This window comes from Stenotrophomonas bentonitica, assembly GCF_002887735.1.
GTDB lineage: Bacteria > Pseudomonadota > Gammaproteobacteria > Xanthomonadales > Xanthomonadaceae > Stenotrophomonas > Stenotrophomonas bentonitica_A.
This window is the reverse complement of sequence record NZ_PKQP01000001.1, coordinates 345,857-372,357: the sequence shown is the minus strand read 5'-3', so window position 1 is coordinate 372,357 and position 26,501 is coordinate 345,857. Positions and strand designations below refer to the sequence as shown.

Sequence of the window (26,501 nt, the reverse complement as noted above, 5' to 3'; positions counted from 1 at the left end):
GCCGGGCAGCGAGGCCGGAAACTGGAAACGCCCCGGGAAACCGGGGCGTTTTCGTTGCGGCGGGGTAGCGCGTTACGGCCCCGGCACCATCTTCTTTTTCTTCGCCTTGAAGCGGTTGAACAGCGGCGCGATCAGCGGGTGGTAACTGTAGGCGATGCGCTTGCGCAGCCAGCTCGCCGGGCGGTTGCGGATCGCGAAGCGGTAGATGTGTTCTGGATCGCCACCGACCACGTTGCGGCCGAACGGATGGGTGGTATGCAGGTACTTGAAGCCGTGCGCCCGCGCGATCTGCACATAGTCCTCGTCGAAGTCGCCGTACGGCCAGCACAGGGTGTCCGAGACCTCGCCCAGCTGCTGCTGCAGGACGTCGCGCGCCACCGACAGGTCGCCGGCGATGCCCTGGCGCTTGTGCTCGCGGGAGATCGCCTGCCTGAGCCAGCGGGTGTGCGTGTGCGTGTGGCAATGTACTTCGAAGGTGCCGGCGGCGATCATCGCGCGCGCCTCGCTCCAGCGCATCATCACCTCGTCCGGGCGGTTGTCGCGCAGGATCGCCTCCTCGCAGCCGCGATGGTCCGGTGTCGCGGGCAGGGTGGCGCCGGGCTGGCCCGCATGCGGGCGGACATCGCCTTCGCCCATCCAGCCGGTCACCACGAACACGACCGCGTGCATGCCGTACTTGGCCAGGATCGGATGCGCGTACACCCAGTTGTCCAGGTAACCGTCATCGAAGGTGATCACGATCGACCTGGCCGGCGTCGGCTTGCCCGCGAGGAAATCCGCGTACTGGTCCAGCGTCAGCGAGGTCCAGCCATTGGCCGCCAGCCAGGCGATCTGGCTTTCGAAGTTTTCCGGCGAGACCGTGATCATCCCCGGGGACGGGGAGACATGGTGGTGCATCAGCACCGGGACGGATCTAGCGTTGGCCATGGCCCAGTTCCTTCAACCACTGGTGGTAATAGTGTTCGGTCGCTTCAGTGTGACCGGTCGGGGTGAATCGGTGCGCGCTGCGCATCCATTCCCAGCCCGCCAGGCCCATCTGCTGGCGGCGGTCGGGCTGTTCGATCAGGGTACGCAGTGCGTTGGTCAGCGCGGCCTGGTCGCCCAGCGGCGCGAGCAGGGCATTGCTGCCTTCCACCACCATCTCCGGCACGCCGCCCACGCGCGTGGCCACGATCGGCACGCCGACGTAGGCCGCCTCGAGGAACACCGTGCCGGCCGCTTCCTTGTGGGTGGCCAGCGCGAAGATATCGAAGCCGGCCATCAACCGGCAAGCGCCCTGGCGGTAACCCAGCAGGTGCACCTGCGCGGCGATGCCGAACTGCTCGCGCAGGGCGATCAGGCGATCCATCACCGGCTGGCCATCACCGACGATCACCAGCTGCACGCGCGGGTTGGCCTGGCAAAGTGGCGCCATCGCCTTGAGCAGCTCCAGGTGGCCCTTGGGTTCGCGCAGCACTGCGACACAACCGACCACGATCTGCTCGTCGCTGAAGCCCAGTTCGGCGCGCACGTCGGCGCGGGTGTCCTGCAGGCACTGCCACGGGTCGCGCTTGGCGATCTGCGACCACTGCGGCGGCACCGCGATCGGCGGGACGATTCCCACGCGCGCATCGTCGATGCCGCGGCTGACCATCAGTTTTTTGACGAAGCTGCTCACGGTCATCACCCGGTGGGGCAGGCCGGTGTAGGTCAGCAGCGAGTTGATCGGGCTCATCAGGTGGCGCGAACGCACCACCAGCGGCGTGCCGCCCAGGCGGGCGCCGGCGGCGGCAATCAGGCTGTCCCGGCGGCTGGTGGTGTTGACCACGTCATAGCCATGGCGACGTACCAGGCGCGAGACCGACCAGATGCCGCGCAGCATGCGCAGCAGGCCGCCCATCCTGAGCGCGTGCACGGTGAAGCCGGCTTCGCGTGCCATCTCGCCCAGCCGCGCGCCGGGCTGGCACAGCAGCGAGACGTCATGGCCGCGATCGCGCATGGCCAGCATGTGGCGGTAGATGTAGATCTCCTGCCCGCCAAATCCCTTGGCAGCCTCGGTATGGAGAATTTTCAGTGGAGCGTTCATCGGTGGACAGTCCATGTGTGGAAACGCGCCCGCGGCAGGCGTGGGCGGTCGTCGTCATTGCCTGCGGAATCGCGCCAGCGCATCCCATGCGCTGTGCGGTGCCGTGGGTGGGAGGTCGTGCGTGCTCATCGGCCACGGGATCGGCCCTGCCGGCGTGAGCCGGCGCAACGCCATCGGCGATGAGGGGGAGGGCAGGGCATCCATCAGGCGGGCGGGGCAAGGAGTAAAGGGGGCGGCGCATCAGCGTCACCGTTGGCCCGTTCTGGCCGTCTGGGCGCGCGCATTGTATCGGTTTGTATCAATGTATCAGTGGCGGGGTTGGCCCGATCTGGCACAATGTTCAGCCGGGCCACAGCTGGCCCACCGACCACCATGAACAAGCAGGAATCGCTGTGAGCCAGATCCCCACCCTCGACATCACCCGTTTCGACACCGACCGCGATGCGTTCGTGGCTGAGCTGGGTGCGGCCTATCGCGAATGGGGCTTTGCTGGCATCCGCAACCACGGCATCCCGCAGGCCGACATCGACGCCGCCTACGAGGTCTTCAAGGCCTTCTTCGCGCTGCCCGAAGAGACCAAGCGCCAGTACCACGTGCCGGGCAGTGGCGGCGCGCGCGGCTACACGGCCTTCGGCGTGGAGACCGCCAAGGGCTCGCAGCACTTTGATCTGAAAGAGTTCTGGCACATCGGCCGGGAGATCCCGGACGACTCCCCGTACCGCGAGGTGATGGCCCCGAACCTGTGGCCGAGCGAGGTGCCGGGCTTCCGCGAGCGGGGTTACGGGATCTACCAGGCGCTGGACAAGCTGGGCTCGCGCGTCCTGTCGGCGCTGGCGCTGCACATTGGCCTGCCGGAGGACTTCTTCGCCGACAAGACCAACAACGGCAATTCGATCCTGCGCCCGATCCATTACCCCCCGATCACGGCGGAGAACATCCCGAACGTGCGCGCCGGGGCCCATGGCGACATCAACTTCATCACGCTGCTGGTCGGCGCCAGTGCGGCCGGCCTGGAAGTGCAGTCGCACGAGGGCAAGTGGGTGCCGTTCACCTCCGACGCGGACACCATCGTGGTCAACATCGGCGACATGCTGCAGCGCCTGACCAACCATGTGTACCCCTCCACGATCCACCGCGTGGTCAATCCCCCGGGCGAGCAGGCGCGCCAGCCGCGCTACTCGGTGCCGTTCTTCCTGCACCCGAACCCGGATTTCCTGATCGACGTGCTGCCGACCTGCATCACCCCGGAGAACCCGAGCCGCTACCCGGAGCCGATCACCGCCCACGGCTTCCTGGAAGAGCGCCTGCGCGAGATCAAGCTGAAGTAAGCGATCTGCCGGGGCAAGGACGAGGGCCGCCGAAAGGCGGCCTTCTTCATTCCGGGTCGTGCCGGCCGCTGGCCGGCTTGCTCCAACGCACTCCGATGCGCGCCAACCCACCTGCGCCCGCCCAGCCCGGGCGCCCCTGCCGCCGCTGTCGCCCTTGCACTTGCCTTTCGTCGGCAGCGGAAAATAAATATCCAATTGAAATGTAAGCGTTTTCCCACCAACGCCATTTCGTTGCATCCGTTATCATGGCCGGCTGATACCCAAAGGAGCCCCCGCCATGCGCCGCAAGATCGTCGCCGGTAACTGGAAGCTGCACGGCAGCCGCCAATTCGCCACCGACCTGGTCAGTGACCTGGTTGCCGACCTCCCGCTGCAGGGCGTCGACGTCGTGGTCCTGCCGCCGCTGCCGTATCTGGGCGAGCTGGTCGAAGCCTTCGAAGGCCGCGCCGTCGCGTTCGGCTCCCAGGATGTCAGCAGCAATGAAAAGGGCGCCTACACCGGTGAAGTCTCGGCCACCATGCTGGCCGAAGTCGGGGCCCGCTACGGCCTGGTTGGTCACTCCGAGCGCCGGCAGTACCACGCTGAAAGCAGCGAACTGGTCGCCCGCAAGTTCGCCGCCGCCCTGCACGCCGGCCTGACCCCGATCCTGTGCGTCGGTGAGACGCTCGAGCAGCGCGAAGCCAACCAGACCGAGGCGGTCATCGCCGCCCAGCTGGCCCCGGTGCTGGATCTGGTCGGGGCGGCAGGGTTCGCGCAGGCCGTGGTCGCCTATGAGCCGGTCTGGGCCATCGGCACCGGCCGGACCGCCTCCAAGGAGCAGGCCCAGCAGGTCCACGCGTTCATCCGTGGCGAAGTGGCCAAGCTCGATGCTAGAATTGCGGATTCACTGTCGATCCTCTATGGCGGCAGCGTGAAGCCCGACAACGCCGCGGAACTGTTCGCACAGCCCGATGTCGATGGTGGGCTGGTGGGCGGCGCCTCGCTGGTGGCCGCGGACTTCCTTGCCATCGCCGCCGCGGCGGCGGGGCGCTAATTAGTTACGTTGTCGGCCCAACCGCCGGCACGACATGTCCGAGGACGGATTCGAAATGCTGATGTTGATCCTCAATGTGGTCTACGTGCTGGTCGCAGTGGCCATGATCGCGCTCATCCTGATGCAGCGTGGTTCCGGCGCGGCCGCAGGGTCGGGTTTCGGTGCCGGCGCCTCGGGCACCGTGTTCGGCGCACGTGGTGCGTCCAACTTCCTGTCCAAGTCGACCAAGTGGCTGGCCGTGGTGTTCTTCGGCATCAGCCTCTTCATGGCCTGGTACGCCAGCCATGGCTCGCGCCCGGCGGCGCAGCAGGACCTCGGCCTGATGTCGGCGCCGGCCGCCACTGCGCCGGCCGCACCGGCAGGCGAGCTTCCGGCCGTGCCCAAGGCCCCGGAAACCCCGGCGCAGCAGCCTGTTCCGTCGGCCACTGTGCCGGCTCAGGCGGAAACTCCGAAATCTGGTGAAGAAAAGCCTTCGGAAGGCACCCAGACTCGCTGAAGACGGTTACAATATGCGGCGCACTGGAGAACAACCGGTGCGATCGTAAGCCCAGGTGGCGGAATTGGTAGACGCACTACCTTGAGGTGGTAGCGACGAGAGTCGTAGGGGTTCGAGTCCCCTCTTGGGCACCATTTGTTTGTAAGCGGGTTCGTCTGGCGCGCAAAGCGCCAGGTAGCGGTATCCGTCCACTCCCCCATGCCAAAGCGCCTGCAGGCGCAGCGGCAGAGGCAAGAGAGAATCGCTGTGCTGGCCGAATATTTGCCGTCTCTGCTGTTTCTGATCGTTGCCACCGGTATCGGCGTTGCGCTGATGCTGGTTGGCCGATTCCTCGGTCCCCGACGTCCTGATCTTAAAAAGCTCTCGCCGTACGAATGCGGCTTCGAGGCTTTCGAGGACGCGCGCATGAAGTTCGATGTGCGCTACTACCTGATCGCGATTCAGTTCATCGTATTTGATCTGGAAATCATCTTCATCGTGCCGTGGACCCAGGTCTTCATGGAACTGGGCGCACGTTCGCTGGTCACGATGGGCCTCTTCGTAGGCATGCTTTTCCTCGGTTTCATTTACGTCTGGAAGAAGGGAGCGCTGGAATGGGAGTAATTCAGACGCTCGACGGCCTGATGAACAACCCGGTCCCGGAAGGGCGGGTCGATGACATCCTGCGCCCCGAAGGCGACAACCCCCTGCTCGAAAAGGGCTACGTGACCACCAGCGTCGATGCGCTGTTGAATTGGGCGCGTACCGGTTCGATGTGGCCGATGACCTTTGGTCTGGCCTGCTGCGCAGTGGAAATGATGCACGCCGGTGCGGCGCGCCTGGATCTTGACCGTTACGGCGTGGTGTTCCGCCCGTCGCCACGTCAGTCCGACGTGATGATCGTGGCCGGCACCCTGGTCAACAAGATGGCTCCGGCCCTGCGCAAGGTCTATGACCAGATGCCGGACCCGAAGTGGGTCATCTCGATGGGCAGCTGCGCCAACGGTGGCGGCTACTACCACTACTCCTATGCAGTAGTGCGTGGCTGTGACCGCGTGGTGCCGGTGGACATCTATGTCCCCGGCTGCCCACCTACCGCCGAAGCGCTGGTGTACGGGATCCTGCAGTTGCAGAAGAAGATCTGGCGTACGCAGACCATCGCCCGCTGACATCCCTCCTGACAAGAGCACGCCAAGCCCCCATGGCAGAGCAAGCACATTCCTTCATCGACCGACTTTCCGCACGTTTCGCAGGTGCGCAGGTCTTCGTGGTCGAACCCCGCGGCGAAGTGACGCTGGAAGTGCCCGCCGCTGACTGGCATGCCACCGCTCTGGCGCTGCGCGACGAATTCGGTTTCGAGCAGGCCGTTGACCTGTGCGGCCTGGATTATCTCGGTTATGGCAGCGACGAATGGGATACGGCCGATGTGTCGTCCCAGGGTTTCAGCCGTGGCGTCGAGGGCAAGTCCGTCGGCCGTTTCGCCTGGGGTGAATTCCCCACCCGCGAAACCAGCGATGGCGCCCAGCCGCAGCCGATCCCGCTGCAGCGGTTTGCCGTGGTCGCCCAGCTGCGTTCCTACCAGCACAACCTCACCATGCGCATCCGCTGCTTTGCGCCGAACGAGGAACTGCCGGTGGTCGCTTCGCTGACCAACATCTGGCCGGGCCTGAACTGGTTCGAGCGCGAAGCGTTCGATCTGTTCGGCGTGATCTTCGAAGGTCACCCGGACCTGCGCCGCATCCTGACCGACTATGGCTTCGTCGGCCATCCGTTCCGCAAGGATTTCCCGCTGATCGGCAACGTCGAAGTGCGCTACGACGAAGAAAAACAGCGCGTCATCTATGAACCGGTGACCTCGGTCGAACCGCGTGTCGGCGTGCCGCGCGTGATCCGTGACGACGCCCGTTTCCAGACCGCTGCCGGTGAATCCGCGCAGTCGGAGGCAAGCAAGTGAGTGAATTCACCCAGGCCAGCCAGGCCTTTGCGAGCAACCCGGCCGAACTGCGCCAGGAGATCCGCAACTACACGATGAACTTCGGTCCGCAGCATCCGGCCGCGCACGGTGTGCTGCGCCTGATCCTGGAAATGGACGGCGAAACCATCATGCGTGCCGACCCCCACGTGGGCCTGCTGCACCGTGGTACCGAAAAGCTGGCCGAGTCCAAGCCGTTCAACCAGTCGATCGGCTACATGGATCGCCTGGATTACGTGTCGATGATGTGCAACGAGCACGCCTACGTGCGTGCGATCGAGACCCTGATGGGGATCGAGGCGCCGGAGCGTGCGCAGTACATCCGCACCATGTTCGACGAAATCACCCGCATCCTGAATCACCTGATGTGGCTGGGATCCAACGCGCTCGATCTGGGCGCGATGGCGGTCATGCTGTATGCCTTCCGTGAGCGCGAAGAGCTGATGGACTGCTACGAAGCGGTCTCCGGCGCGCGCATGCACGCAGCGTACTACCGTCCGGGCGGCGTCTACCGTGACCTGCCGGACCACATGCCCAAGTACAAGGAATCGCGCTGGCACAAGGGCAAGGCCCTGAAGAACCTCAACGCCTCGCGCGAGGGTTCGCTGCTGGACTTCCTGGAGAACTTCACCGTCGAGTTCCCCAAGCGCGTGGACGAATACGAGACCCTGCTGACCGACAACCGTATCTGGAAGCAGCGTACGGTCGGCATCGGCGTGGTCACCCCGGAACTGGCCCATGCCTGGGGCATGACCGGCGTGATGCTGCGTGGCTCGGGCATCGCCTGGGATCTGCGCAAGAAGCAGCCGTATGCCAAGTACGACGCGGTCGAGTTCGACATCCCGCTCGGCAAGGAAGGTGACTGCTACGACCGTTACCTGTGCCGCGTGGCCGAGATGCGCGAATCCAACCGCATCATCAAGCAGTGCGTCACCTGGCTGAAGGCCAACCCGGGCCCGGTCATGGTCAAGAACTTCAAGGTCGCGCCGCCCAGCCGCGAAGACATGAAGGACGACATGGAAGCGCTGATCCATCACTTCAAGCTGTTCAGTGAAGGCTACTGCGTCCCGGTCGGCGAAACCTACGCCGCCGTCGAAGCGCCCAAGGGCGAGTTCGGCTGCTACCTGATGTCCGATGGCGCCAACAAGCCGTTCCGCGTGCACCTGCGCGCGCCGGGTTTTGCCCATCTGTCCTCGATCGACTCGGTCGTGCGCGGGCACATGCTCGCCGACGTGGTGGCCATGATCGGCACCTACGATCTGGTGTTCGGTGAGGTGGACCGGTGATCGCATCCGCTTGCACGACGCCTGACACCCGCCGGCTGCTGCCGGCGCTGCAGGTTCTGGTTTTTAACGATTTCGTATTCGCTGAGGTCGGCCGATGAAGGCGACAGGTAATTTCGAGGCGGCGCGCGACGTCGACCCGATGGTGGTCTTGAGTGACAAGACCCGTGCGCACATCGATCACTGGCTGGCCAAGTTCCCGCCGGATCGCAAGCGCTCGGCTGTCCTGCAGGGCCTGCACGCCGCACAGGAACAGAATGCGGGCTGGCTGACCGACGAACTGATCGCCGGCGTCGCCAAGTACCTGGACCTGCCGCCGGTGTGGGCCTACGAGGTCGCCAGCTTCTATTCGATGTTCGAACTGGAGAAGGTCGGCCGCCACAACGTCGCCTTCTGCACCAACATCAGCTGCTGGTTGAACGGCGCCGAAGACCTGGTCGCGCATGCCGAGAAGAAGCTCGGCTGCAAGACCGGTCAGTCCACCGCCGATGGCCGCATCTACCTCAAGCGCGAAGAAGAATGCCTGGCCGGTTGCGCCGGTGCGCCGATGATGGTCATCAACGGCCATTACCACGAGCGCCTGACCGTCGAGAAAGTCGACGAGCTGCTGGACGGGTTGGAGTAAGACATGGCACATCATCACGCACCCAGTGGTCCGGTCGGTCCCGCACCGTTGCCGCACCAGGTGGTCTACACCACCCTGCATTACGACACTCCGTGGTCGTATGAAAACTACCTCAAGACCGGCGGTTACGCCGCCCTGCGCAAGATCCTCGAAGAGAAGATCTCGCCGGAGCAGGTCATCGAGATGGTCAAGCAGTCCAACCTGCGCGGCCGTGGCGGCGCGGGCTTCCCGACCGGCCTGAAGTGGTCCTTCATGCCCAAGGGCACGATGCAGAAGTACATCCTGTGCAACTCGGATGAATCCGAGCCGGGTACCTGCAAGGACCGCGACATCCTGCGTTACAACCCGCATTCGGTGGTGGAAGGCATGGCGATCGCCTGCTACGCCACTGGCTCGACCGTGGGCTACAACTACCTGCGTGGCGAGTTCCACCACGAGCCGTTCGAGAACTTCGAGCAGGCCCTGGCCGACGCGTACGCGAACGGCTGGCTGGGCAAGGACATCCTTGGCAGCGGCGTGGACATCGACATCTACGGTGCGCTGGGCGCCGGCGCGTACATCTGCGGCGAAGAAACCGCGCTGATGGAATCGCTGGAAGGCAAGAAGGGCCAGCCGCGCTACAAGCCGCCGTTCCCGGCCAACTTCGGCCTGTACGGCAAGCCGTCGACGATTAACAACACCGAGACCTATGCCTCGGTGCCGGCGATCATCCGCAACGGTCCGGAGTGGTTCCAGGGCCTGAGCCTGACCAAGAACGGCGGCCCGAAGATCTTCTCGGTCTCCGGCTGCGTGCAGAAGGGCGGCAACTTCGAAGTGCCGCTGGGCACCACCTTCGACGACCTGCTGGAAATGGCCGGTGGTCTGAAGCCGGGCCGCACGCTCAAGGGCGCGGTCCCGGGCGGCGTCTCGATGCCGGTGCTGAAGGCTGAAGAGCTCAAGGGCCTGCAGATGGACTACGACACCCTGCGTGCCCTGGGCACCGGTCTGGGGTCGGGCGCGATCGTGGTGCTGGACGACAGCGTCTGCTGCGTCAAGTTCGCCTGCCGCATCAGCCAGTTCTTCCACAAGGAATCCTGTGGGCAGTGCACCCCGTGCCGTGAAGGCACCGGCTGGATGCACCGCGTGCTGGAGCGCATCGTCGCCGGCAAGGCCACGATGGAAGACCTGCATCAGTTGAAGACGGTGGCCGGCCAGATCGAAGGCCACACCATCTGTGCGTTCGGTGAAGCGGCGGCATGGCCCATCCAGGGCTTCCTGCGCCAGTTCTGGGACGAATTCGAGTACTACATCGTCAACGGTCATTCGATGGTTGACGGCAAGAAGGTGGAGGCAGCCGCCGCATGAGCGCGCAACCCGTAAACCCGAGCGTGCCACCGGATCATGTGACCGTCGAAATCGACGGCCAGTCCCTGGTCGTGCCCAAGGGCTCGATGATCATCCAGGCCGCCGACAAGGCCGGCATTCCGATCCCGCGCTTCTGCTACCACGAGAAGCTGCCGATCGCCGCCAACTGCCGCATGTGCCTGGTCGACGTGGAAAAGTCGCCCAAGCCGGCACCGGCCTGCGCCACACCGGTCATGGATGGCATGAAGGTCGCCACCCGCAGTGAAAAGGCGCTGAAGTTCCAGCGCTCGGTGATGGAATTCCTGCTGATCAACCATCCGCTGGACTGCCCGATCTGCGATCAGGGCGGCGAGTGCGAGCTGCAGGACGTTTCGCTGGGCTATGGCCGTTCGGTCAGCCGCTTCAACGAGCGCAAGCGCGTGGTGCCCGACGAGGACATCGGTCCGCTGGTGGCCACTGAAATGACCCGCTGCATTCAGTGCACCCGCTGCGTCCGCTTCACCGCCGACGTTGCCGGTACCTATGAGCTGGGTGGCATGTACCGCGGTGAAAACCTGCAGATCGGCACCTACGACGGCAAGCCGTTGACGACCGAGCTGTCCGGCAACGTCGTCGATGTCTGCCCGGTCGGCGCGCTGACCAACAAGGTGTTCCAGTTCCGCGCCCGTCCGTGGGAACTGACCGCGCGTGAGTCGCTGGGTTACCACGACGCGATGGGCTCGAACCTGTTCCTGCACGTGCGTCGCGGCGAAGTGCTGCGCGCAGTGCCGCGCGACAACGAAGCCGTCAACGAATGCTGGCTGTCCGATCGCGACCGCTATTCGCACCAGGGCCTGTACAGCGATGACCGTGCGGTCAAGCCGCTGCGCAAGGTCAACGGCGAGTGGAAGGAAGTGAGCTGGGCTGAAGGCCTGGCCGCCGCCAAGGAAATCTTCGCCGCGAACCAGGGCGACGACCTCGGCGTGCTGGTGCACCCGTCGGCCTCGAACGAGGAGGGCGCGCTGCTGGCCCGCCTCGCCAGCGGCCTGGGCACCACCAACATCGATCACCGCATCAACAACCGCGACTTCTCCGACGCCGCCACCGCCGAAGTCTTCGGCCTGCCGCTGGCCGAGATCGAAGGCGCGGACAGCATCGTCGTGCTCGGCAGCAACATCCGTCACGAGCTGCCGCTGCTGCATGCCCGCCTGCGCAAGGCACAGACCACGCGCAACGCGAAGATCCATGCCGTCAATCCGGTCGACTTCGATTTCGCGTTCAAGCTGGCCAGCAAGCAGATCGTTACCCCGTCGGCCTTCATCGACGCGCTCGGCAATGCCGACCTGCGCGACGCGGTCAAGGGCGCCAGCAATGCCGTGCTGATCGTCGGTGGCATCGCCGAAAACCACCCGCAGGCTGCCGCGATCCGCGCCGCCGCGCGTGATTTCGCTGCCGCGACCGGTGCCAAGCTGTGCCGCATCCCGCAGGGCGCCAATGCCGTGGGCCTGACCCGCGCCGGCGTGCTGCCGGCCGGCAAGGACGTCAACGCCATGCTGGCGCAGCCGCGCAAGGCCTACGCAATCTACGGCATCGAGCCGGGCCTGGACTTCGCCGACGCCGCCGCTGCCCGCAAGGCACTGGCCGGTGCCCAGGTGGTGGCCTTCAGCCAGTTCGCCTGTGCCTCGACCCGCGATGTGGCCGACGTGATCCTGCCGATCGGCGCGCTGCCGGAAGTGGATGCCACCTTGACCAACCTCGATGGTCGCGAGCAGTCGGCACGTGCCGGCGGCAAGCTGCCGGGCGAGGCGCGTGAAGGCTGGCGCGTGCTGCGTGCACTGGGCGGCGAACTGTCGCTGGCTGGTTTCGAGTTCACCGATCTGGCCGGCCTGCGCGCCAGCCTGGCCCCGGTCAGCGTCAACGTGTCGTCTTCGGCGGCCACGCCGGTGGCGGGCGAGGGCCTGGAAGTGACCTCGACCGCCGCGATCTACCGCACCGATGCGGTGGTCCGTCGTGCCCAGGCGCTGCAGTCGCATCCGCTCAACAACGCCCCGCGCATCGTGCTCAACGCCGACGACGCTGCCCGCCTGCAGTTGGTGGAAGGCCAGATGGCCAAGGTCGGCACCGATGCTGGCCGTGCCACCTTGCCGGTGGTGGTCGACGCCCGCGTTGCCGCTGGGTCGGTCTGGATTGAATCGGGCCACGGTGCAACCGCACCGCTGGGTGCCGCACGCGTAACGGTGGTGGCTGCATGAACGAATTGCTGTTGAACGCGGTCGACCCGCTGCACCAGTGGCTGCTGTCACTGGGCGACATCGGCGCGCTGCTCTGGATCATCCTGAAGATCCTGGTGATCGCCATGCCGGTGATCATCTCGGTGGCCTTCTACGTGGTCTGGGAGCGCAAGCTGATCGGCTGGATGCACGTGCGTCATGGCCCGATGTATGTCGGCATGGGCATCTTCCAGGCCTTCGCCGACGTCTTCAAACTGCTGTTCAAGGAAATCATCCAGCCGAGCAGCTCGCACAAGGCGATGTTCATCCTGGCGCCGCTGATCACGCTGGGCCCGGCCTTCGCGGCCTGGTCGGTGATTCCCTTCGACGCCCAGATCGTGCTCTCCAATGCCAACGCCGGCCTGCTGTACCTGCTGGCGATGACCTCGCTGGGCGTGTACGGCATCATCCTGGCCGGTTGGGCCTCCAACTCGAAGTACGCGTTCCTCGGTGCGATGCGCGCCTCGGCGCAGATGATCAGCTACGAAATCGCGATGGGCTTTGCCCTGGTCGGCGTGATGATCGCCTCGGGCAGCCTCAACCTGAGCAACATCGTGATGGCGCAGGCGGGCAACTCCGGTCTGTTCGACTGGTTCCTGCTGCCGCTGTTCCCGCTGTTCATCGTGTACTGGGTGTCCGGCGTTGCCGAAACCAACCGCGCGCCGTTCGACGTCGTGGAAGGTGAATCGGAAATCGTGGCCGGCCACATGGTCGAATACTCCGGTGGTGCGTTCGCGCTGTTCTTCCTGGCCGAATACGCCAACATGATCCTGATCAGCTTCCTGATCTCGATCTTCTTCCTCGGTGGTTGGCTGAGCCCGCTCCAGGGTTGGATCACGGCAGACATCTCGCCGTGGATCGACTGGATCTGGAAGGGCGGCTGGCCGTGGCTGCTGCTGAAGGTCTTCTTCTTCGCCAGCTCCTACATCTGGTTCCGTGCCAGCTTCCCGCGCTTCCGTTACGACCAGATCATGCGTCTGGGCTGGAAGGTCTTCATCCCGCTCACCATCTTCTGGATTGCAGTGACGGCGTTGATGGTGTTTTACGGCGTGATCCAGAAGGGCGTCTAAGCGATGAACCGAATTACCCATTACTTCAAAAGCCTGCTGCTCCTTGAGCTGCTCGGTGGTCTGTGGCTGACCCTGAAGTACGCCTTCAAGCCCAAGTACACGCTGATGTATCCGATGGAGAAGTTCCCGCAGTCGCCGCGTTTCCGCGGCCTGCACGCGCTTCGCCGCTACCCCAACGGCGAGGAACGCTGCATCGCATGCAAATTGTGCGAAGCGGTGTGCCCGGCGCTGGCGATCACCATCGATTCGGCAAAGCGCGAGGACGGCACCCGCCGTACCACCCGTTACGACATCGATCTGTTCAAGTGCATCTTCTGCGGCTTCTGCGAAGAAAGCTGCCCGGTGGACTCGATCGTCGAGACCCACATTCTCGAGTACCACTTCGAGAACCGTGGCGAGAACATCGTTACCAAGCCGCAGCTGCTGGCCATCGGTGATCGGCTTGAAGCCGAGATCGCCGAGCGTCGCGCCGCCGATGCCGCTTTCCGCTGAGGTCGAATGATGGATTGGGTAAATATCAGTTTCTGGGTCTTCTCCATCGTGGCGGGCATTTCCGCTGCGGCGGTGATCAGCGTGCGCAATCCGGTCTATGCCGTGTTGTGCCTGATCCTGACCTTCTTCTCCGTGGCCTGCATCTGGATCCTGGTCGGCGCCGAGTTCCTGGGCGTGGCCCTGGTGCTGGTCTACGTCGGCGCGGTCATGGTGCTGTTCCTGTTCGTGGTGATGATGCTGGACATCGATCCCTCCAACCTGCGTGAGGGCTGGGTGCGTTACCTGCCGCTCGGCCTGGTGGTGGCGGTGACGATGCTGGTGCAGATGCTGGTGCTGATCGGCGTGAAGGGCAGGGCGGTCAATCCGTTCCCGGCCGACAACGCTGCCGCGCTGGCTGCCGACACCTCCAACATCACCTGGCTGGCCCGCAGCCTGTTCACCGAATACCTGCTGCCGTTCGAGTTCGCCGCCGTCATCCTGACCGTGGCCGTGGTTGCCGCCGTGATGCTGACCCTGCGTCGCCGCACCGGCCTGAAGACCCAGAACCCGTCCGAGCAGACCATGGTCAAGGGCAGCGACCGCCTGCGCGTGGTCAAGATGGACGCGGAGAAGCCGGTCGTGCACACCAACATCAAGCCGTCCAGCAACGAGGAGGGGCAGCCATGATCACGCTTGGCCACATTCTGGCGCTCGGCGCGGTGCTGTTCTGCATCAGCCTTGCCGGCATCTTCCTCAACCGCAAGAACATCATCGTGCTGCTGATGTCCATCGAGTTGATGCTGCTGTCGGTCAACATCAATTTCGTCGGGTTCTCGCGTGAGATGGGTGATACGGCCGGACAGCTGTTCGTCTTCTTCATCCTGACCGTGGCCGCGGCCGAGGCCGCCATCGGCCTCGCGATCCTGGTAACCCTGTTCCGTACTCGCCGCACCATCAATGTCGGCGAAGTCGATTCGCTGAAGGGCTGATCCGTAGATGGAAATCACTCTCTCCAAGAGTCTGTTGATCGCAGTGGTGCTCGCACCGCTGTTCGGCAGCATCATCGCCGGCCTGTTCGGTCGTCAGGTCGGCCGCGCTGGCGCGCAGGCGGTCACCATCCTCGGCGTGGCGGTCAGCTGCGTGCTGTCCAGCTATGTGCTGTACATGCTGCTGTGGGGCGGCGCCCAGCCGTTCAACCAGAACATCTATACGTTCTTCGAAGTGGGCCAGTACTCGGCGCACGTCGGCTTCATGGTCGACAAGCTCACCGCGATGATGATGGTCGTGGTGACCTTCGTGTCCTTCCTGGTGCACGTGTACACCATCGGCTACATGCAGGACGACCCGGGCTACCAGCGGTTCTTCAGCTACATCTCACTGTTCACCTTCTCGATGCTCACCCTGGTGATGAGCAACAACTTCCTGCAGCTGTTCTTCGGCTGGGAAGCGGTGGGCCTGGTCTCGTACCTGCTGATCGGCTTCTGGTTCAAGCGCCCGACCGCCATCTTCGCCAACATGAAGGCCTTCCTGGTCAACCGTGTCGGTGACTTCGGCTTCATCCTCGGCATCGCCGGCGTGTTGTGGGTGTTCGGCACCCTCGATTACGCCACCGTGTTCGCCAATGCGCAGGTGCTGGGCCACCCGGATGCGCTGATCCAGATCTGGTCGGGCACGATCAACCTGTTCGGCACCTCCATTCCGGTGATGAGCGAGCCGGTGATCTGGTCGGTCGCCACCGTGATCTGCATCTGCCTGTTCATCGGTGCGATGGGCAAGTCGGCCCAGGTGCCGCTGCACGTCTGGCTGCCGGACTCGATGGAAGGCCCGACCCCGATCTCGGCCCTGATCCACGCCGCGACCATGGTCACCGCGGGCATCTTCATGGTCACCCGCATGTCGCCGCTGTTCGAGCTGTCGCAGACCGCGCTGAACTTCGTGCTGTTCATCGGTGCCACCACCGCGTTCTTCACCGGCCTGATCGGCATCGTGCAGAACGACATCAAGCGCGTCGTCGCGTACTCCACGCTGTCCCAGCTGGGCTACATGACCGTCGCCCTGGGTGTGTCGGCCTACTCGGCGGCCGTGTTCCACCTGATGACCCATGCCTTCTTCAAGGCGCTGCTGTTCCTCGGCGCGGGCTCGGTGATCATCGCCATGCACCACGAGCAGGACATGCGCAAGATGGGCGGCCTGCGCAAGTACATGCCGATCACCTTCATCACCATGTGGATCGGTACGCTGGCCCTGGTCGGCACCCCGTTCTTCTCCGGCTTCTACTCCAAGGACACCATCATCGAGGCCGCGCAGCACCACGCGCATGTCTCCTCGAGCTGGGTGGCGACCTACGGGTACTGGGCGGTGCTGGGTGGCGTGGTCGTCACCAGCTTCTACAGCTTCCGCCTGCTGTTCCTGACCTTCCATGGCAAGGAACGCTTCCGCGATGCGCATGACGATCACGGCCATGGCCATGACGATCATCACGCCGCAGACGCGCATGCAGCCGACGCCCACCATGGCGACGCGCATCCTGACGATCATGGCCACGGCCATGGCGCGCATGAGCCGCACGAAACCCCGTGGGTGGTGACGCTGCCGCTGATCCTGCTGGCGATTCCCTCGATGGTCATCGGTTTCTTCAGCATCGGTCCGATGCTGTATGGCACCGACTGGGCCGGCCACCACGCCGACACCGCCATCCCGGGCCAGGTGCACTCGTTCTTCACCGGCATCGTTGATTTCTACGACCCGGCGCGCAACACCATTGGTGCGCTGGCCGAAGAATTCCACGGCCCGGTCGCCTTCGCGATCCACGGCATGATGGCCCCGGCCTTCATCCTGACGGTGGTCGGCTTCCTGCTGGCGGCGCTGTTCTACCTGTGGAAGCCGGAACTGGCCGGCAAGGCCCGCAAGACCTTCGCGCCGATCGTGTCGGTGCTGGAGAACAAGTACGGCTTCGACAAGCTCTGGATCGGCGGTTTCGCCGGCGGCGGTATCAAGCTCGGCAAGGTTTCGCGCGCGATCGACACGAATGTGGTCGATGGTGTGGTGGTCAACGGTTCGGCGCGCCTGATCGATCTGGCGGCCAACCTGCTGCGTCGCACCCAATCCGGTTTCCTCTATCACTACGCCTTCGCGATGATCATCGGCCTGATTGCCCTTCTGGGCGTCCTGATGCATTACCTGCGTTGATGACCTGTACGGAATAAGAAGACGTGTCGAACTGGCCCCTACTTAGTGTTCTCATCTGGCTGCCGATCATCGGCGGTGCATTGATCCTTGCCATCCGGGATGCCCAAACCGCCCGGTGGGCGTCCCTGGGCGTCGCGGTGCTGACCTTCGTGGCCAGCCTGTCGCTGCTCAGCGGCTATGACACGGGAATCGACGCGCTGCAGTTCGTCGAGACCCGCGCCTGGATCCCCGCCTACGACATCGGCTACAACCTCGGCGTCGACGGCATTGCGATCGCGCTGATCCTGCTGACCACGCTGGTCTCGGTGCTGGCCCTGATCGGTGCCTGGAGCGCGATCGACAAGCGCGTGAACCAGTACGTGGCTGCCTTCCTGATCCTGGAAGGTGTCACCGTCGGTATCTTCTCGGCGACGGACGCGATGCTGTTCTACGTGTTCTTCGAAGCGATGCTGATCCCGATGTTCCTGATCATCGGTGTCTGGGGCGGCCCGCGCCGCATCTACGCTGCGCTGAAGTTCTTCCTGTACACCTTCCTCGGCTCGGTGCTGATGCTGGTGGCCCTGATCTACCTGTACCTGAAGGGCGGCAGCTTCCAGCTGGCCGACCTGTACCAGCTGCAGCTGTCGGGCAAGGAACAGACGTGGATCTTCTTCGCCTTCCTGATCGCCTTCGCGGTCAAGGTGCCGATGTTCCCGGTCCACACCTGGCTGCCGGACGCTCACGTGGAAGCGCCGACCGCCGGTTCGGTGATCCTGGCCGCCATCGCCCTGAAGATCGGTGGCTACGGCTTCCTGCGCTTCAACCTGCCGATCGTGCCGGACGCCTCGCATGAGTGGGCCTGGCTGGTGATCGCGCTGTCGCTGGTGGCGGTGATCTACGTTGGCCTGGTCGCCCTGGTGCAGGACGACATGAAGAAGCTGATCGCCTATTCGTCGATCGCGCACATGGGCTTTGTGACCCTGGGTACCTTCATCGCCATGTGGCTGGTGCGCGACGCCGGCAACCCGGATGCTGCCCGTCTGGGCCTGCAGGGCGCGATGGTGCAGATGGTTTCGCACGGCTTCGTGTCCGGCGCGATGTTCTCCTGCGTCGGCGTGCTGTACGACCGCATGCACAGCCGCCGCATCGCCGATTACGGCGGCGTGGTCAACGTGATGCCCTGGTTCGCCACCTTCGCCATGCTGTTCTTCATGGCCAATGCCGGCCTGCCGGGTACCAGCGGCTTCGTGGGTGAGTTCATGATCATCATGGCCAGCTTCCAGCGCAATCCGTGGCTGGCACTCGGCGCGGCGAGCACCCTGGTGATCACCGCGGCGTATACGCTGTGGCTGTACAAGCGCGTGTTCTTCGGTGAAGTGGCCAACGCCCATGTCGCCGAGCTGAAGGACATCAACGGTCGCGAGTGGCTGGTGTTGGGTGTATTCGCCGTGGGCACCCTTGCCCTGGGCCTGTACCCCAAGCCGCTGACCGACCTGATGGAGCCCTCGATCGCGAAGCTGGCGATGCAGATCGCATCCAGCAAGCTGCTGTAATCGGGCCGTCGAGAGTATTGATTCCAGGATTTGATGATGACCACCTCGCCGCTGTTGCCACTGACCGCCGCTGATCTCCCGCCGCTCGCTCCCGAGCTGGTGCTGGTCGGCAGTGCGTTCGCCCTGTTGATGCTTGATCTTTTCATCAGTGAGAAGAACAAGATCTGGACCCACCTGTTCTCGATCGCTGCGCTGGCGGTCGTGTTCTTCATGCTCGCCACCGGAGTGGGCGGGCAGGGCGAGGTCTTCCACGGCATGTTCGTCCGCGACAACGCGGCGGACGTGATGAAGACCGTGATCGTGCTGTGCAGCGGCCTGACCCTGATCTACGGCTGGAGCTACCTGCGCGAGCGCAAGCTGTACCAGGGCGAGATCCCGGTGCTGATCCTGTTCGCCACCGCAGGCATGATGATCCTGGTCTCGGCCGGCAGCCTGCTGATGGTCTACCTCGGCCTGGAACTGCTGGCGCTGTGCTCCTACGCACTGGTCGCCAGCAACCGTGAAAACGGCCTGGCCTCGGAAGCGGCGATGAAGTACATCGTGCTCGGTTCGCTGGCCTCGGGCCTGCTGCTGTACGGCATGTCGCTGATCTACGGCGCCACCGGCTCGCTGCATCTGGATGCGATCAACGCTGCCATTCCGCACACCGAAGAGAAGATGCTGCTGCTGACCGGCGCGGTGTTCATGATCGCCGGCGTGGCCTTCAAGCTGGGTGCCGCCCCGTTCCACATGTGGCTGCCCGACGTGTACCAGGGTGCCCCTGCACCGGTCGCGCTGTTCATCAGCTCGGCCCCGAAGCTGGCCGCGTTCGGCATGGCCTACCGCCTGCTGGAGATGGGCGTGGGCCCGCTGGCCGACGAGTGGAAGTACCTGATCGGTGGGCTGGCCGCACTGTCGCTGGTGATCGGCAACCTGATGGCGATCGCGCAGACCAACCTGAAGCGCATGCTGGCCTTCTCGACCGTTTCGCACATCGGCTTCCTGCTGATGGGCATGGCCGGCGGTGGCGAGCGTGGCTACTCGGCGGCGCTGTTCTACGCCCTGAGCTACGCGATCATGTCCACGGCCGCCTTCGGTGCGATCATCGCCTTGTCGCGCAATGGCTTTGAAGCCGAGAAGATCGAAGACTTCAAGGGCCTCAACGCCCGCAACCCGTGGATGGCCGGCCTGGTGCTGTGCATCATGGCGTCGCTGGCAGGCATCCCACCGTTCCTCGGCTTCTGGACCAAGCTGGCCGTCCTCGGCGCGGCGATCCAGGGCGACATGCTGTGGCTGGCCATGGTCGGCGTGATCTGCGCCGTGATCGGCTGCTTCTACTACCTGCGCGTCATCAAGGTCATGTACTTCGATGAGCCGGTGGGCGAGCCGCTGCCGGCCAACAACGACCGCGTGCTGGGCGTGGTGCTGGGCGTGAACGCGCTGGCGCTGCTGGCCCTGGGCGTGGCGTGGAACCCGATCATGGTGTGGTGCCAGCAGGCATTTGCACAAATTTCGTAAAAAACGATACAAACGTGCGCAACTCGTGTAATATTCATCTCCTGAGTTGTTGATGCAGCGGTTTCGCCAGAAGATCGTTGCTAGGAAGTCCCCCGGGCCTTCCGCACTCATCCGCTTCTGCTGCGGGGTGGAGCAGTCTGGCAGCTCGTCGGGCTCATAACCCGAAGGTCGCAGGTTCAAATCCTGCCCCCGCTACCATATAGCTCCGGTGCAAACCGGAGGCAGTGGACGAATCAAGCGATACCGGAGACGGTGTCGCTTTTTTCGTTCCAGGCCCGGTAGAGCCGACCGTTGGTCGGCAGCTCTCCTGGGCAGGGGAGGAAACCGTCCCCCGGCTGCCGTTCCCCGATGCGGGTATTCGTTTCAACACGGGGTTGCACGGGAATGAAAACTCCCTTACAATTCCGCTTCTGCTGCGGGGTGGAGCAGTCTGGCAGCTCGTCGGGCTCATAACCCGAAGGTCGCAGGTTCAAATCCTGCCCCCGCTACCACAGAAAATCTGCAGTGCAGATGCAGTAGACGAAAAGGCGATCTCGGCAACGAGGTCGCTTTTTTCGTTGGGTCACGGCGCCTTCTTCGGACCTGCCCGCGCCGCTGCCCACGATGAGGGTTACACAGCCGCTTGGCTGTTCAGCTTTTCGAACAGGGACGCCAGAGGCCACCCCAACCATTGCACCAGCGCGGTGCAACGGCTATCATCAGTGGCTTAGCGGACTGTCTATTCCTATCCCCTCAAGGGATATGAACAGGCCCCGCGACCGGCTTCCAGGAACGGCAACCTGTACCCAGGCCGCCGTGACCCCCCGGAACGCTGGGCTCGCAGACTCGCACCACGTGCGCATCTGCACCGGAATCCAGCATGACCGGAGTTGTACCGGACAGGGGCCCAACGGGCCCTTTGTTGTTTCCGGAAGGTGGTCCAAGCCATGGACCAGACCGTATTTCTTTTCAACGAATCAAGGCCGACTGTGAGCGACAAGGCAACCGAAATCGCGAATCTGCTCGCCCCCACCGTTCAGTCGCTGGGTCTCGAGCTGCTGGGCGTGGAATATCTGACCGCCCCGGGTGGTGCCACGCTGCGCCTGTACATCGACGTGCCGCTGGCCGAACAGCCCGAGCGCATCGTCAACATCGACGATTGCGAGCGCGTCAGCCGCGAAGTGTCCGCCCAGCTGGACGTCGAAGACCCGATCACGGCGAACTACACGTTGGAAGTGTCTTCGCCGGGCGTGGACCGCCCGCTGTTCACCGGTGAGCAGTTCCAGCGCGCCATCGGCGAATCGGCCAAGGTGACGCTCAGCCTGCCGCAGGACGGCCGCCGCCGTCTGCAGGGCGAGATTCTCGCCGTGGATATCGAACAGGGCACGGTGACCTTCAAGGTCGACAATGCTCCGTTCACCGCCGACATCGAAAACATCGACAAGGCACGCATCATGCCGGACTGGGCCGCCCTCGGCCTGGCTCCGACCAAACCGACTGGCCCGGCACCCAAACAGGGTGGCAAGGCGAACAAGAAACCATCCAACGAGCCGGCGGCCAAAAAGCCGCGCGCGGAGTGAGCCAATGAGCAAGGAACTTTTGCTGGTAGTGGATGCGGTCGCCAACGAAAAAGGCGTCCCGCGCGAAGTCATCTTCGATGCCATTGAGGCAGCGTTGGCTTCGGCTGCCAAAAAGCGTTACCCGGAAGAAGAAGTGCTGGCCCGTGTGTCGATCGACCACAAGGACGGCAACTACGAAACCTTCCGCCGCTGGGAAGTGGTGGCCGATGACGTGGTCATGGAGTCCCCGGACCGCCAGATCCGTCTGATGGACGCCATCGATGAAGCCGACGGCGTGGAAGTCGGCGATTTCATCGAAGAGCAGATCGAAAACCCGGACTTTGGCCGTATCGCCGCACAGGCCGCCAAGCAGGTGATCGTCCAGCGCGTGCGCGAGGCCGAGCGTCAGCAGGTGGTCGATGCGTGGAAGGATCGCGTTGGCGAACTGGTCACCGGTGTGGTCAAGCGCGCCGAGCGCGGCAACATCTATGTGGACCTGGGCGGCAACGCCGAGGCCTTCATTCCGAAGGACAAGGGCATTCCGCGCGACGTGCTGCGCGCTGGCGACCGCGTGCGCGGTTACCTGGCCGAAGTCCGTTCGGAACCGCGTGGCCCGCAGCTGTTCATCAGCCGTGCCGCCCCGGAATTCATGATCGAACTGTTCAAGCTCGAAGTGCCGGAAGTCGGCCAGGGCCTGGTCGAGATCAAGGCCTGCGCGCGTGATCCGGGCGACCGCGCCAAGATCGCCGTGCTGGCCCATGATTCGCGTACCGATCCGATCGGTGCCTGCATCGGCATGCGCGGTTCGCGCGTGCAGGCCGTGTCCAACGAGCTCAACGGCGAGCGCGTGGACATCGTGCTGTGGAACGAGAACCCCGCCAACTTCGTCATCAATGCGATGGCGCCGGCGGAAGTGCAGTCGATCATCGTCGATGAAGAAAAGCACTCGATGGACCTGGCCGTGGCGGAAGAGCGCCTGGCCCAGGCGATCGGCAAGGGCGGCCAGAACGTCCGTCTTGCCAGCCGCCTGACCGGTTGGCAGCTCAATGTGATGACCCAGGACCAGGTGACCGCCAAGTCCGAGGCAGAGCAGGGCGTTGCCCGCCAGCTGTTCATGGACAAGCTGGAAGTGGATGAAGAAATCGCCGCCATCCTGGTGACCGAAGGCTTCAACACCGTGGAAGAAATCGCCTACGTCCCGGTCGGCGAACTGCTGGCCGTGGAAGGCTTCGACGAAGACATCGTCGAAGAGCTGCGTGCCCGTGCCCGCGATGCGCTGCTCAACGAAGCGCTGGCGGTGGAAGAAGGTCTGGAAGACGGCTCGCCGTCGGAAGACCTGCTCGCCCTGGAAGGCATGGACGAGGCAACCGCCTACGCTCTGGCCGGTCACGGCGTGCGTACCAGTGAGGACCTGTCGGACCTGGCCGCCGACGAGATCCTCGAGTTCGGCATCGAGGACATGGACCAGGAGCGCGCCGCCGCCCTGATCCTTGCCGCCCGAGCCGAGGAGATCGCCCGCCTGGAGCGCGGCGAATGAGCCAGCGATGAACAGTGCCCTGACCCGCTCAGGGCTTAGACTCCGCGCTGCCTTCGCACGTTTCGAGGGAGCGCCAACCAGATCATAGGATCCGAATGTCGCAGCAAACCACCATCCGCAAGCTTGCCGAACTGGTCAATACCCCGGTCGATAAACTGCTCGTACAACTTGCCGAAGCCGGCATGAAGTTCAGCGGTCCCGACCAGGTCGTGACCAGTACCGAGAAGGTGAAGCTCCTGGGCTTCCTTCGTCGCTCGCACGGCAAGACCGAGCAGCCCGTCGAGAGCACCGACGAAGCCGCCAAGAAGATCACCCTGAACCGTCGCAAGTTGCAGGAAGTGACCGTCAGTGCCGGCCGCAGCAAGACCACCGTCAACGTGGAAGTGCGCCAGAAGCGTACCTACATGAAGGACGCCAGCGGCAAGCCGATGACCGCGGATGAGGAGCGCGCCGACATCCTGCGCAAGCTGGAGGAATCCCGCCAGCGCAATCTGGACGAGCAGCGCGCACTGGCCGAGAAGGACCGTGCGCGCGATGAAGAGATCGCCCGCAAGCGTCAGGAAGAAATCGACGCCAAGGAACGTGCCGAAGCCGAGCGCAAGGCGGCTGAAGCTGCTGCCGAAGCGGCCAAGAACGCACCGCCGGCCCCGGCCCCGGTTGCCGCCAAGCCCGCTGCTGCCGATGCACCGGCGCGCAATGCGCGCCCGGCGGCACCGTCGGCTGCCCGTCCGGCGCCGCGTTCGGACGATCGCAACTCGAACAACAACAACAACCGTCCGGGCGCCAAGCGCGACGACGATGGTGGCAACCGCTTTGCCGGTCAGCTGCATCTGTCGGCCGCCGATCGTGCCCGCCGCGGCAACAACAGCAACTCGCGCGGTCGTCCGACCGGGCGCGCGCAGCACGGCAGCCGCCGTGACAGCAACCAGTCGCGCAGCGGCGGTGGTGCCCATGGCTTCGAACGTCCGGTCGCTCCGATCGTGCGTGACGTCACCATCGGCGACACCATCACCGTCGCCGATCTGGCCCAGAAGCTGGCCGTCAAGGGCGGCGATGTGGTCAAGGCGCTGTTCAAGATGGGCGTCATGGCGACCATCACCCAGACCATCGACCACGACACCGCTGCGCTGGTGACCGAAGAACTCGGCCACAACGTGATCCGTGCCAACACCAACGACGCCGAAGACGCGCTGCTGGCGCTGGCCGGTGGCAACCAGGGCGAGCCGGTGGCACGTCCGCCGGTGGTCACCATCATGGGCCACGTCGATCACGGCAAGACCTCGCTGCTGGATTACATCCGCCGCACCAAGGTCGCCACGGGCGAAGCCGGTGGCATCACCCAGCACATCGGTGCGTACCACGTTGAAACGCCGAAGGGCGTGATCAGCTTCCTGGATACCCCGGGCCACGCGGCGTTTACGTCCATGCGTGCCCGCGGTGCCAAGCTGACCGACATCGTGGTGCTGGTGGTGGCGGCCGATGACGGCGTCATGCCGCAGACCAAGGAAGCCATCCAGCACGCCCGTTCGGCGGGTGTGCCGCTGATCGTGGCGATCAACAAGATCGACAAGTCCGGCGCCGATCCGATGCGCGTCAAGAACGAGCTGCTCACCGAGCAGGTCGTGTCCGAAGACTTCGGTGGCGATACCCAGATGGTCGAGATCTCGGCCAAGGCTGGCCTGGGCATCGACGACCTGCTGGACGCGATCTCGATCCAGGCCGAACTGCTGGAGCTGAAGGCCGTGGCCGACGGCCGCGCCAGCGGCGTGGTCATCGAGTCCTCGCTGGACAAGGGCCGTGGCCCGATCGCCACCGTGCTGGTGCAGCAGGGTTCGCTGAAGAAGGGCGATTACCTGGTCTGCGGTATCCAGTACGGCCGCGTGCGTGCCCTGTTCGACGAAACCGGCGCACAGCCCGACCAGGCTGGCCCGTCGATTCCGGTGCAGGTGCTGGGTCTGTCCGGCGTGCCGGATGCCGGCGATGACTTCGTCGTGGTCGAAGACGAGCGTCTGGCCAAGGACGTCGCGCAGCAGCGCGAAACCAAGCGCCGTGAATCGCGCCTGGTGCAATCCGCTGGCAGCCGCATGGAAGACATCATGGCGACCCTGGGCAAGGGCGACGGCCAGCAGGTGCTGAACCTGGTGATCAAGGCCGACGTGCAGGGCTCGGTGCAGGCGCTGAGCCAGGCACTGGTCGCGCTGTCCAACGATGACATCCGCATCAACGTGATCCACTCCGGCGTGGGCGGCATCACCGAGTCGGACGCCAACTCGGCGGTTGCCTCCAAGGCCACCGTGATCGGCTTCAACGTGCGTGCCGACGCCTCCGCGCGTCGCATCATCGAGTCCAACGGTGTGGACCTGCGTTACTTCTCGATCATCTATGACGTGATCGATCAGGTGAAGCAGGTGGCCTCCGGTCTGCTCGGCGTGGAAATCCGCGAAGAGATCATCGGTATCGCCCAGGTCCGCGATGTGTTCCGCAGCTCGAAGTTCGGTGCGGTCGCAGGCTGCATGATCATCGAAGGTACGGTGAAGCGCAGCAAGCCGATCCGCGTCCTGCGCGACAGCGTCGTGGTCTTCGAAGGCGAGCTGGAATCGCTGCGTCGCTTCAAGGAGAACGTCGAGGAAGTCCGCAACGGTACCGAATGCGGTATCGGCGTGAAGGCTTACAACGACGTCAAGCCGGGTGACCAGATCGAGTGCTTCGAGCGTATCGAAGTGCCGCGCACCCTGTAATGTTTCAGGCCGGACCGCATCTCGCGGTCCGGCTTTTTCGCTTTCGCATCACCCTTCAAGACGAGTCCGCCTACCGTGCCAAAGACCTTCCATCGAACCGACCGTGTTTCCGCCCAGATCCGCCGTGAACTGGGAACACTCGTGCACAACGCAGTGCGTGAACACGGCCTGCCTTCGGTGAGCGTCTCCGACGTGGAAATCACCCGTGACATGGCGCATGCCAAGATCTTCGTCACGGCGCTGATGCCCGAACGTTCGGTGGAAGCGATGAAGGGCCTGAAGGAACTGGCCTGGGGCCTGCGCATGGAGCTGGCGCGTGCGATGAAGCTGCGCCACGTGCCCGAACTGCACTTCCACTACGATGATTCGGTGGATCGCGGCGAGCGCATCGACAACATCCTGCGCGACCTGCCCGATACGCTGGCGGCAGAGAAGAGCCGGCAGGGCGATGACGACGGCGGCGACGATGCTGCCGACGAAGGCGAAAAGAACGCCTGATGGACCAACAGCCCGCAAGGGCTGTTGTCTTATGGGGCGGGGCCTGTCGCAGTGCGA

Annotated in this window: 23 protein-coding genes and 3 tRNA genes; 24 read left to right on the top strand and 2 right to left on the bottom strand. The window is 64.3% G+C overall.

Annotated features, from left to right (window positions below):
- Positions 1-72 precede the first annotated feature (72 nt).
- Both C0R07_RS01710 and C0R07_RS01705 read right to left on the bottom strand, forming a co-directional pair.
- Positions 73-927 carry a polysaccharide deacetylase family protein gene (locus tag C0R07_RS01710; RefSeq protein WP_102788059.1) on the bottom strand — a complete coding sequence of 285 codons (855 nt, stop codon included), beginning with the start codon at positions 925-927 and terminating at the stop codon, positions 73-75.
- Positions 914-2,065, bottom strand: a complete 1,152-nt coding sequence (locus C0R07_RS01705) for a glycosyltransferase family 4 protein (protein WP_070425592.1) — start codon at positions 2,063-2,065, stop codon at positions 914-916. Before C0R07_RS01705 ends, C0R07_RS01710 begins: the two co-directional genes overlap by 14 nt.
- A gap of 392 nt (positions 2,066-2,457) precedes the next feature.
- On the opposite strand from C0R07_RS01705, the gene C0R07_RS01700 reads away from it, so the two are divergent.
- The 24 genes from C0R07_RS01700 to rbfA all read left to right on the top strand — a co-directional run bounded on the left by C0R07_RS01700 (position 2,458) and on the right by rbfA (position 26,444).
- The gene (locus tag C0R07_RS01700; RefSeq protein ID WP_019182673.1) at positions 2,458-3,393 is read left to right on the top strand and encodes an isopenicillin N synthase family dioxygenase; all 936 of its coding nucleotides are present in this window, start codon (positions 2,458-2,460) and stop codon (positions 3,391-3,393) included.
- 277 nt (positions 3,394-3,670) lie between these two features.
- Positions 3,671-4,426, top strand: a complete 756-nt coding sequence (tpiA, locus tag C0R07_RS01695) for a triose-phosphate isomerase (protein WP_046273238.1) — start codon at positions 3,671-3,673, stop codon at positions 4,424-4,426.
- 55 nt (positions 4,427-4,481) lie between these two features.
- On the top strand, positions 4,482-4,922 hold the full coding sequence (secG, locus tag C0R07_RS01690; RefSeq protein WP_026069698.1) for a preprotein translocase subunit SecG: 441 nt from the start codon (positions 4,482-4,484) through the stop codon (positions 4,920-4,922).
- Between the two features lie 49 nt (positions 4,923-4,971).
- Positions 4,972-5,056: transfer RNA gene (locus tag C0R07_RS01685), tRNA-Leu, on the top strand.
- A gap of 112 nt (positions 5,057-5,168) precedes the next feature.
- Entirely contained in the window at positions 5,169-5,525 is a 357-nt protein-coding gene (locus C0R07_RS01680; protein WP_026069699.1) for an NADH-quinone oxidoreductase subunit A, read from the top strand.
- On the top strand, positions 5,516-6,070 hold the full coding sequence (locus tag C0R07_RS01675; RefSeq protein WP_019182677.1) for a NuoB/complex I 20 kDa subunit family protein: 555 nt from the start codon (positions 5,516-5,518) through the stop codon (positions 6,068-6,070). Before C0R07_RS01680 ends, C0R07_RS01675 begins: the two co-directional genes overlap by 10 nt.
- A gap of 32 nt (positions 6,071-6,102) precedes the next feature.
- Positions 6,103-6,855: an NADH-quinone oxidoreductase subunit C gene (locus C0R07_RS01670; protein WP_019182678.1), complete on the top strand. Its 753-nt coding sequence runs from the start codon at positions 6,103-6,105 to the stop codon at positions 6,853-6,855.
- Positions 6,852-8,159, top strand: coding sequence for an NADH-quinone oxidoreductase subunit D (locus C0R07_RS01665; RefSeq protein WP_070470917.1), 1,308 nt, complete (start codon positions 6,852-6,854; stop codon positions 8,157-8,159). Before C0R07_RS01670 ends, C0R07_RS01665 begins: the two co-directional genes overlap by 4 nt.
- 94 nt (positions 8,160-8,253) lie before the next feature.
- Positions 8,254-8,781, top strand: a complete 528-nt coding sequence (nuoE, locus tag C0R07_RS01660; RefSeq protein WP_019182680.1) for an NADH-quinone oxidoreductase subunit NuoE — start codon at positions 8,254-8,256, stop codon at positions 8,779-8,781.
- Between the two features lie 3 nt (positions 8,782-8,784).
- Positions 8,785-10,125: an NADH-quinone oxidoreductase subunit NuoF gene (gene nuoF / locus C0R07_RS01655; protein WP_019182681.1), complete on the top strand. Its 1,341-nt coding sequence runs from the start codon at positions 8,785-8,787 to the stop codon at positions 10,123-10,125.
- On the top strand, positions 10,122-12,356 hold the full coding sequence (nuoG, locus tag C0R07_RS01650; protein WP_070470916.1) for an NADH-quinone oxidoreductase subunit NuoG: 2,235 nt from the start codon (positions 10,122-10,124) through the stop codon (positions 12,354-12,356). Before nuoF ends, nuoG begins: the two co-directional genes overlap by 4 nt.
- Positions 12,353-13,444 (top strand): NADH-quinone oxidoreductase subunit NuoH, encoded by a 1,092-nt coding sequence (gene nuoH, locus C0R07_RS01645; protein WP_102788058.1) that lies wholly within the window; start codon positions 12,353-12,355, stop codon positions 13,442-13,444. The genes nuoG and nuoH overlap by 4 nt, the downstream gene beginning before the upstream one ends.
- A gap of 3 nt (positions 13,445-13,447) precedes the next feature.
- Positions 13,448-13,936 (top strand): NADH-quinone oxidoreductase subunit NuoI, encoded by a 489-nt coding sequence (gene nuoI / locus C0R07_RS01640; RefSeq protein WP_017355930.1) that lies wholly within the window; start codon positions 13,448-13,450, stop codon positions 13,934-13,936.
- A gap of 9 nt (positions 13,937-13,945) precedes the next feature.
- Positions 13,946-14,602 carry an NADH-quinone oxidoreductase subunit J gene (locus C0R07_RS01635; RefSeq protein ID WP_102788253.1) on the top strand — a complete coding sequence of 219 codons (657 nt, stop codon included), beginning with the start codon at positions 13,946-13,948 and terminating at the stop codon, positions 14,600-14,602.
- The gene (nuoK, locus tag C0R07_RS01630; RefSeq protein ID WP_019182685.1) at positions 14,599-14,904 is read left to right on the top strand and encodes an NADH-quinone oxidoreductase subunit NuoK; all 306 of its coding nucleotides are present in this window, start codon (positions 14,599-14,601) and stop codon (positions 14,902-14,904) included. The genes C0R07_RS01635 and nuoK overlap by 4 nt, the downstream gene beginning before the upstream one ends.
- Positions 14,905-14,911: 7 nt before the next feature.
- A complete protein-coding gene (nuoL, locus tag C0R07_RS01625) occupies positions 14,912-17,104 on the top strand; it encodes an NADH-quinone oxidoreductase subunit L (RefSeq protein ID WP_070470912.1) in 2,193 nt (730 codons plus the stop codon).
- Between the two features lie 23 nt (positions 17,105-17,127).
- Positions 17,128-18,636 (top strand): NADH-quinone oxidoreductase subunit M, encoded by a 1,509-nt coding sequence (locus tag C0R07_RS01620; RefSeq protein WP_019182687.1) that lies wholly within the window; start codon positions 17,128-17,130, stop codon positions 18,634-18,636.
- Between the two features lie 36 nt (positions 18,637-18,672).
- Positions 18,673-20,133, top strand: coding sequence for an NADH-quinone oxidoreductase subunit NuoN (gene nuoN, locus C0R07_RS01615; RefSeq protein ID WP_046273236.1), 1,461 nt, complete (start codon positions 18,673-18,675; stop codon positions 20,131-20,133).
- Between the two features lie 121 nt (positions 20,134-20,254).
- Positions 20,255-20,331, top strand: a tRNA-Met gene (locus C0R07_RS01610).
- A 216-nt stretch (positions 20,332-20,547) separates the two neighbouring features.
- Positions 20,548-20,624, top strand: a tRNA-Met gene (locus C0R07_RS01605).
- Positions 20,625-21,101: 477 nt separating this feature from the next.
- A complete protein-coding gene (gene rimP / locus C0R07_RS01600; RefSeq protein WP_019182689.1) occupies positions 21,102-21,692 on the top strand; it encodes a ribosome maturation factor RimP in 591 nt (196 codons plus the stop codon).
- A 4-nt stretch (positions 21,693-21,696) separates the two neighbouring features.
- Positions 21,697-23,208 carry a transcription termination factor NusA gene (nusA, locus tag C0R07_RS01595; RefSeq protein WP_019182690.1) on the top strand — a complete coding sequence of 504 codons (1,512 nt, stop codon included), beginning with the start codon at positions 21,697-21,699 and terminating at the stop codon, positions 23,206-23,208.
- A 95-nt stretch (positions 23,209-23,303) separates the two neighbouring features.
- Positions 23,304-25,946 (top strand): translation initiation factor IF-2, encoded by a 2,643-nt coding sequence (infB, locus tag C0R07_RS01590; protein ID WP_070470910.1) that lies wholly within the window; start codon positions 23,304-23,306, stop codon positions 25,944-25,946.
- A 75-nt stretch (positions 25,947-26,021) separates the two neighbouring features.
- On the top strand, positions 26,022-26,444 hold the full coding sequence (gene rbfA / locus C0R07_RS01585) for a 30S ribosome-binding factor RbfA (RefSeq protein ID WP_019182692.1): 423 nt from the start codon (positions 26,022-26,024) through the stop codon (positions 26,442-26,444).
- The last annotated feature ends 57 nt before the right edge of the window (positions 26,445-26,501 follow it).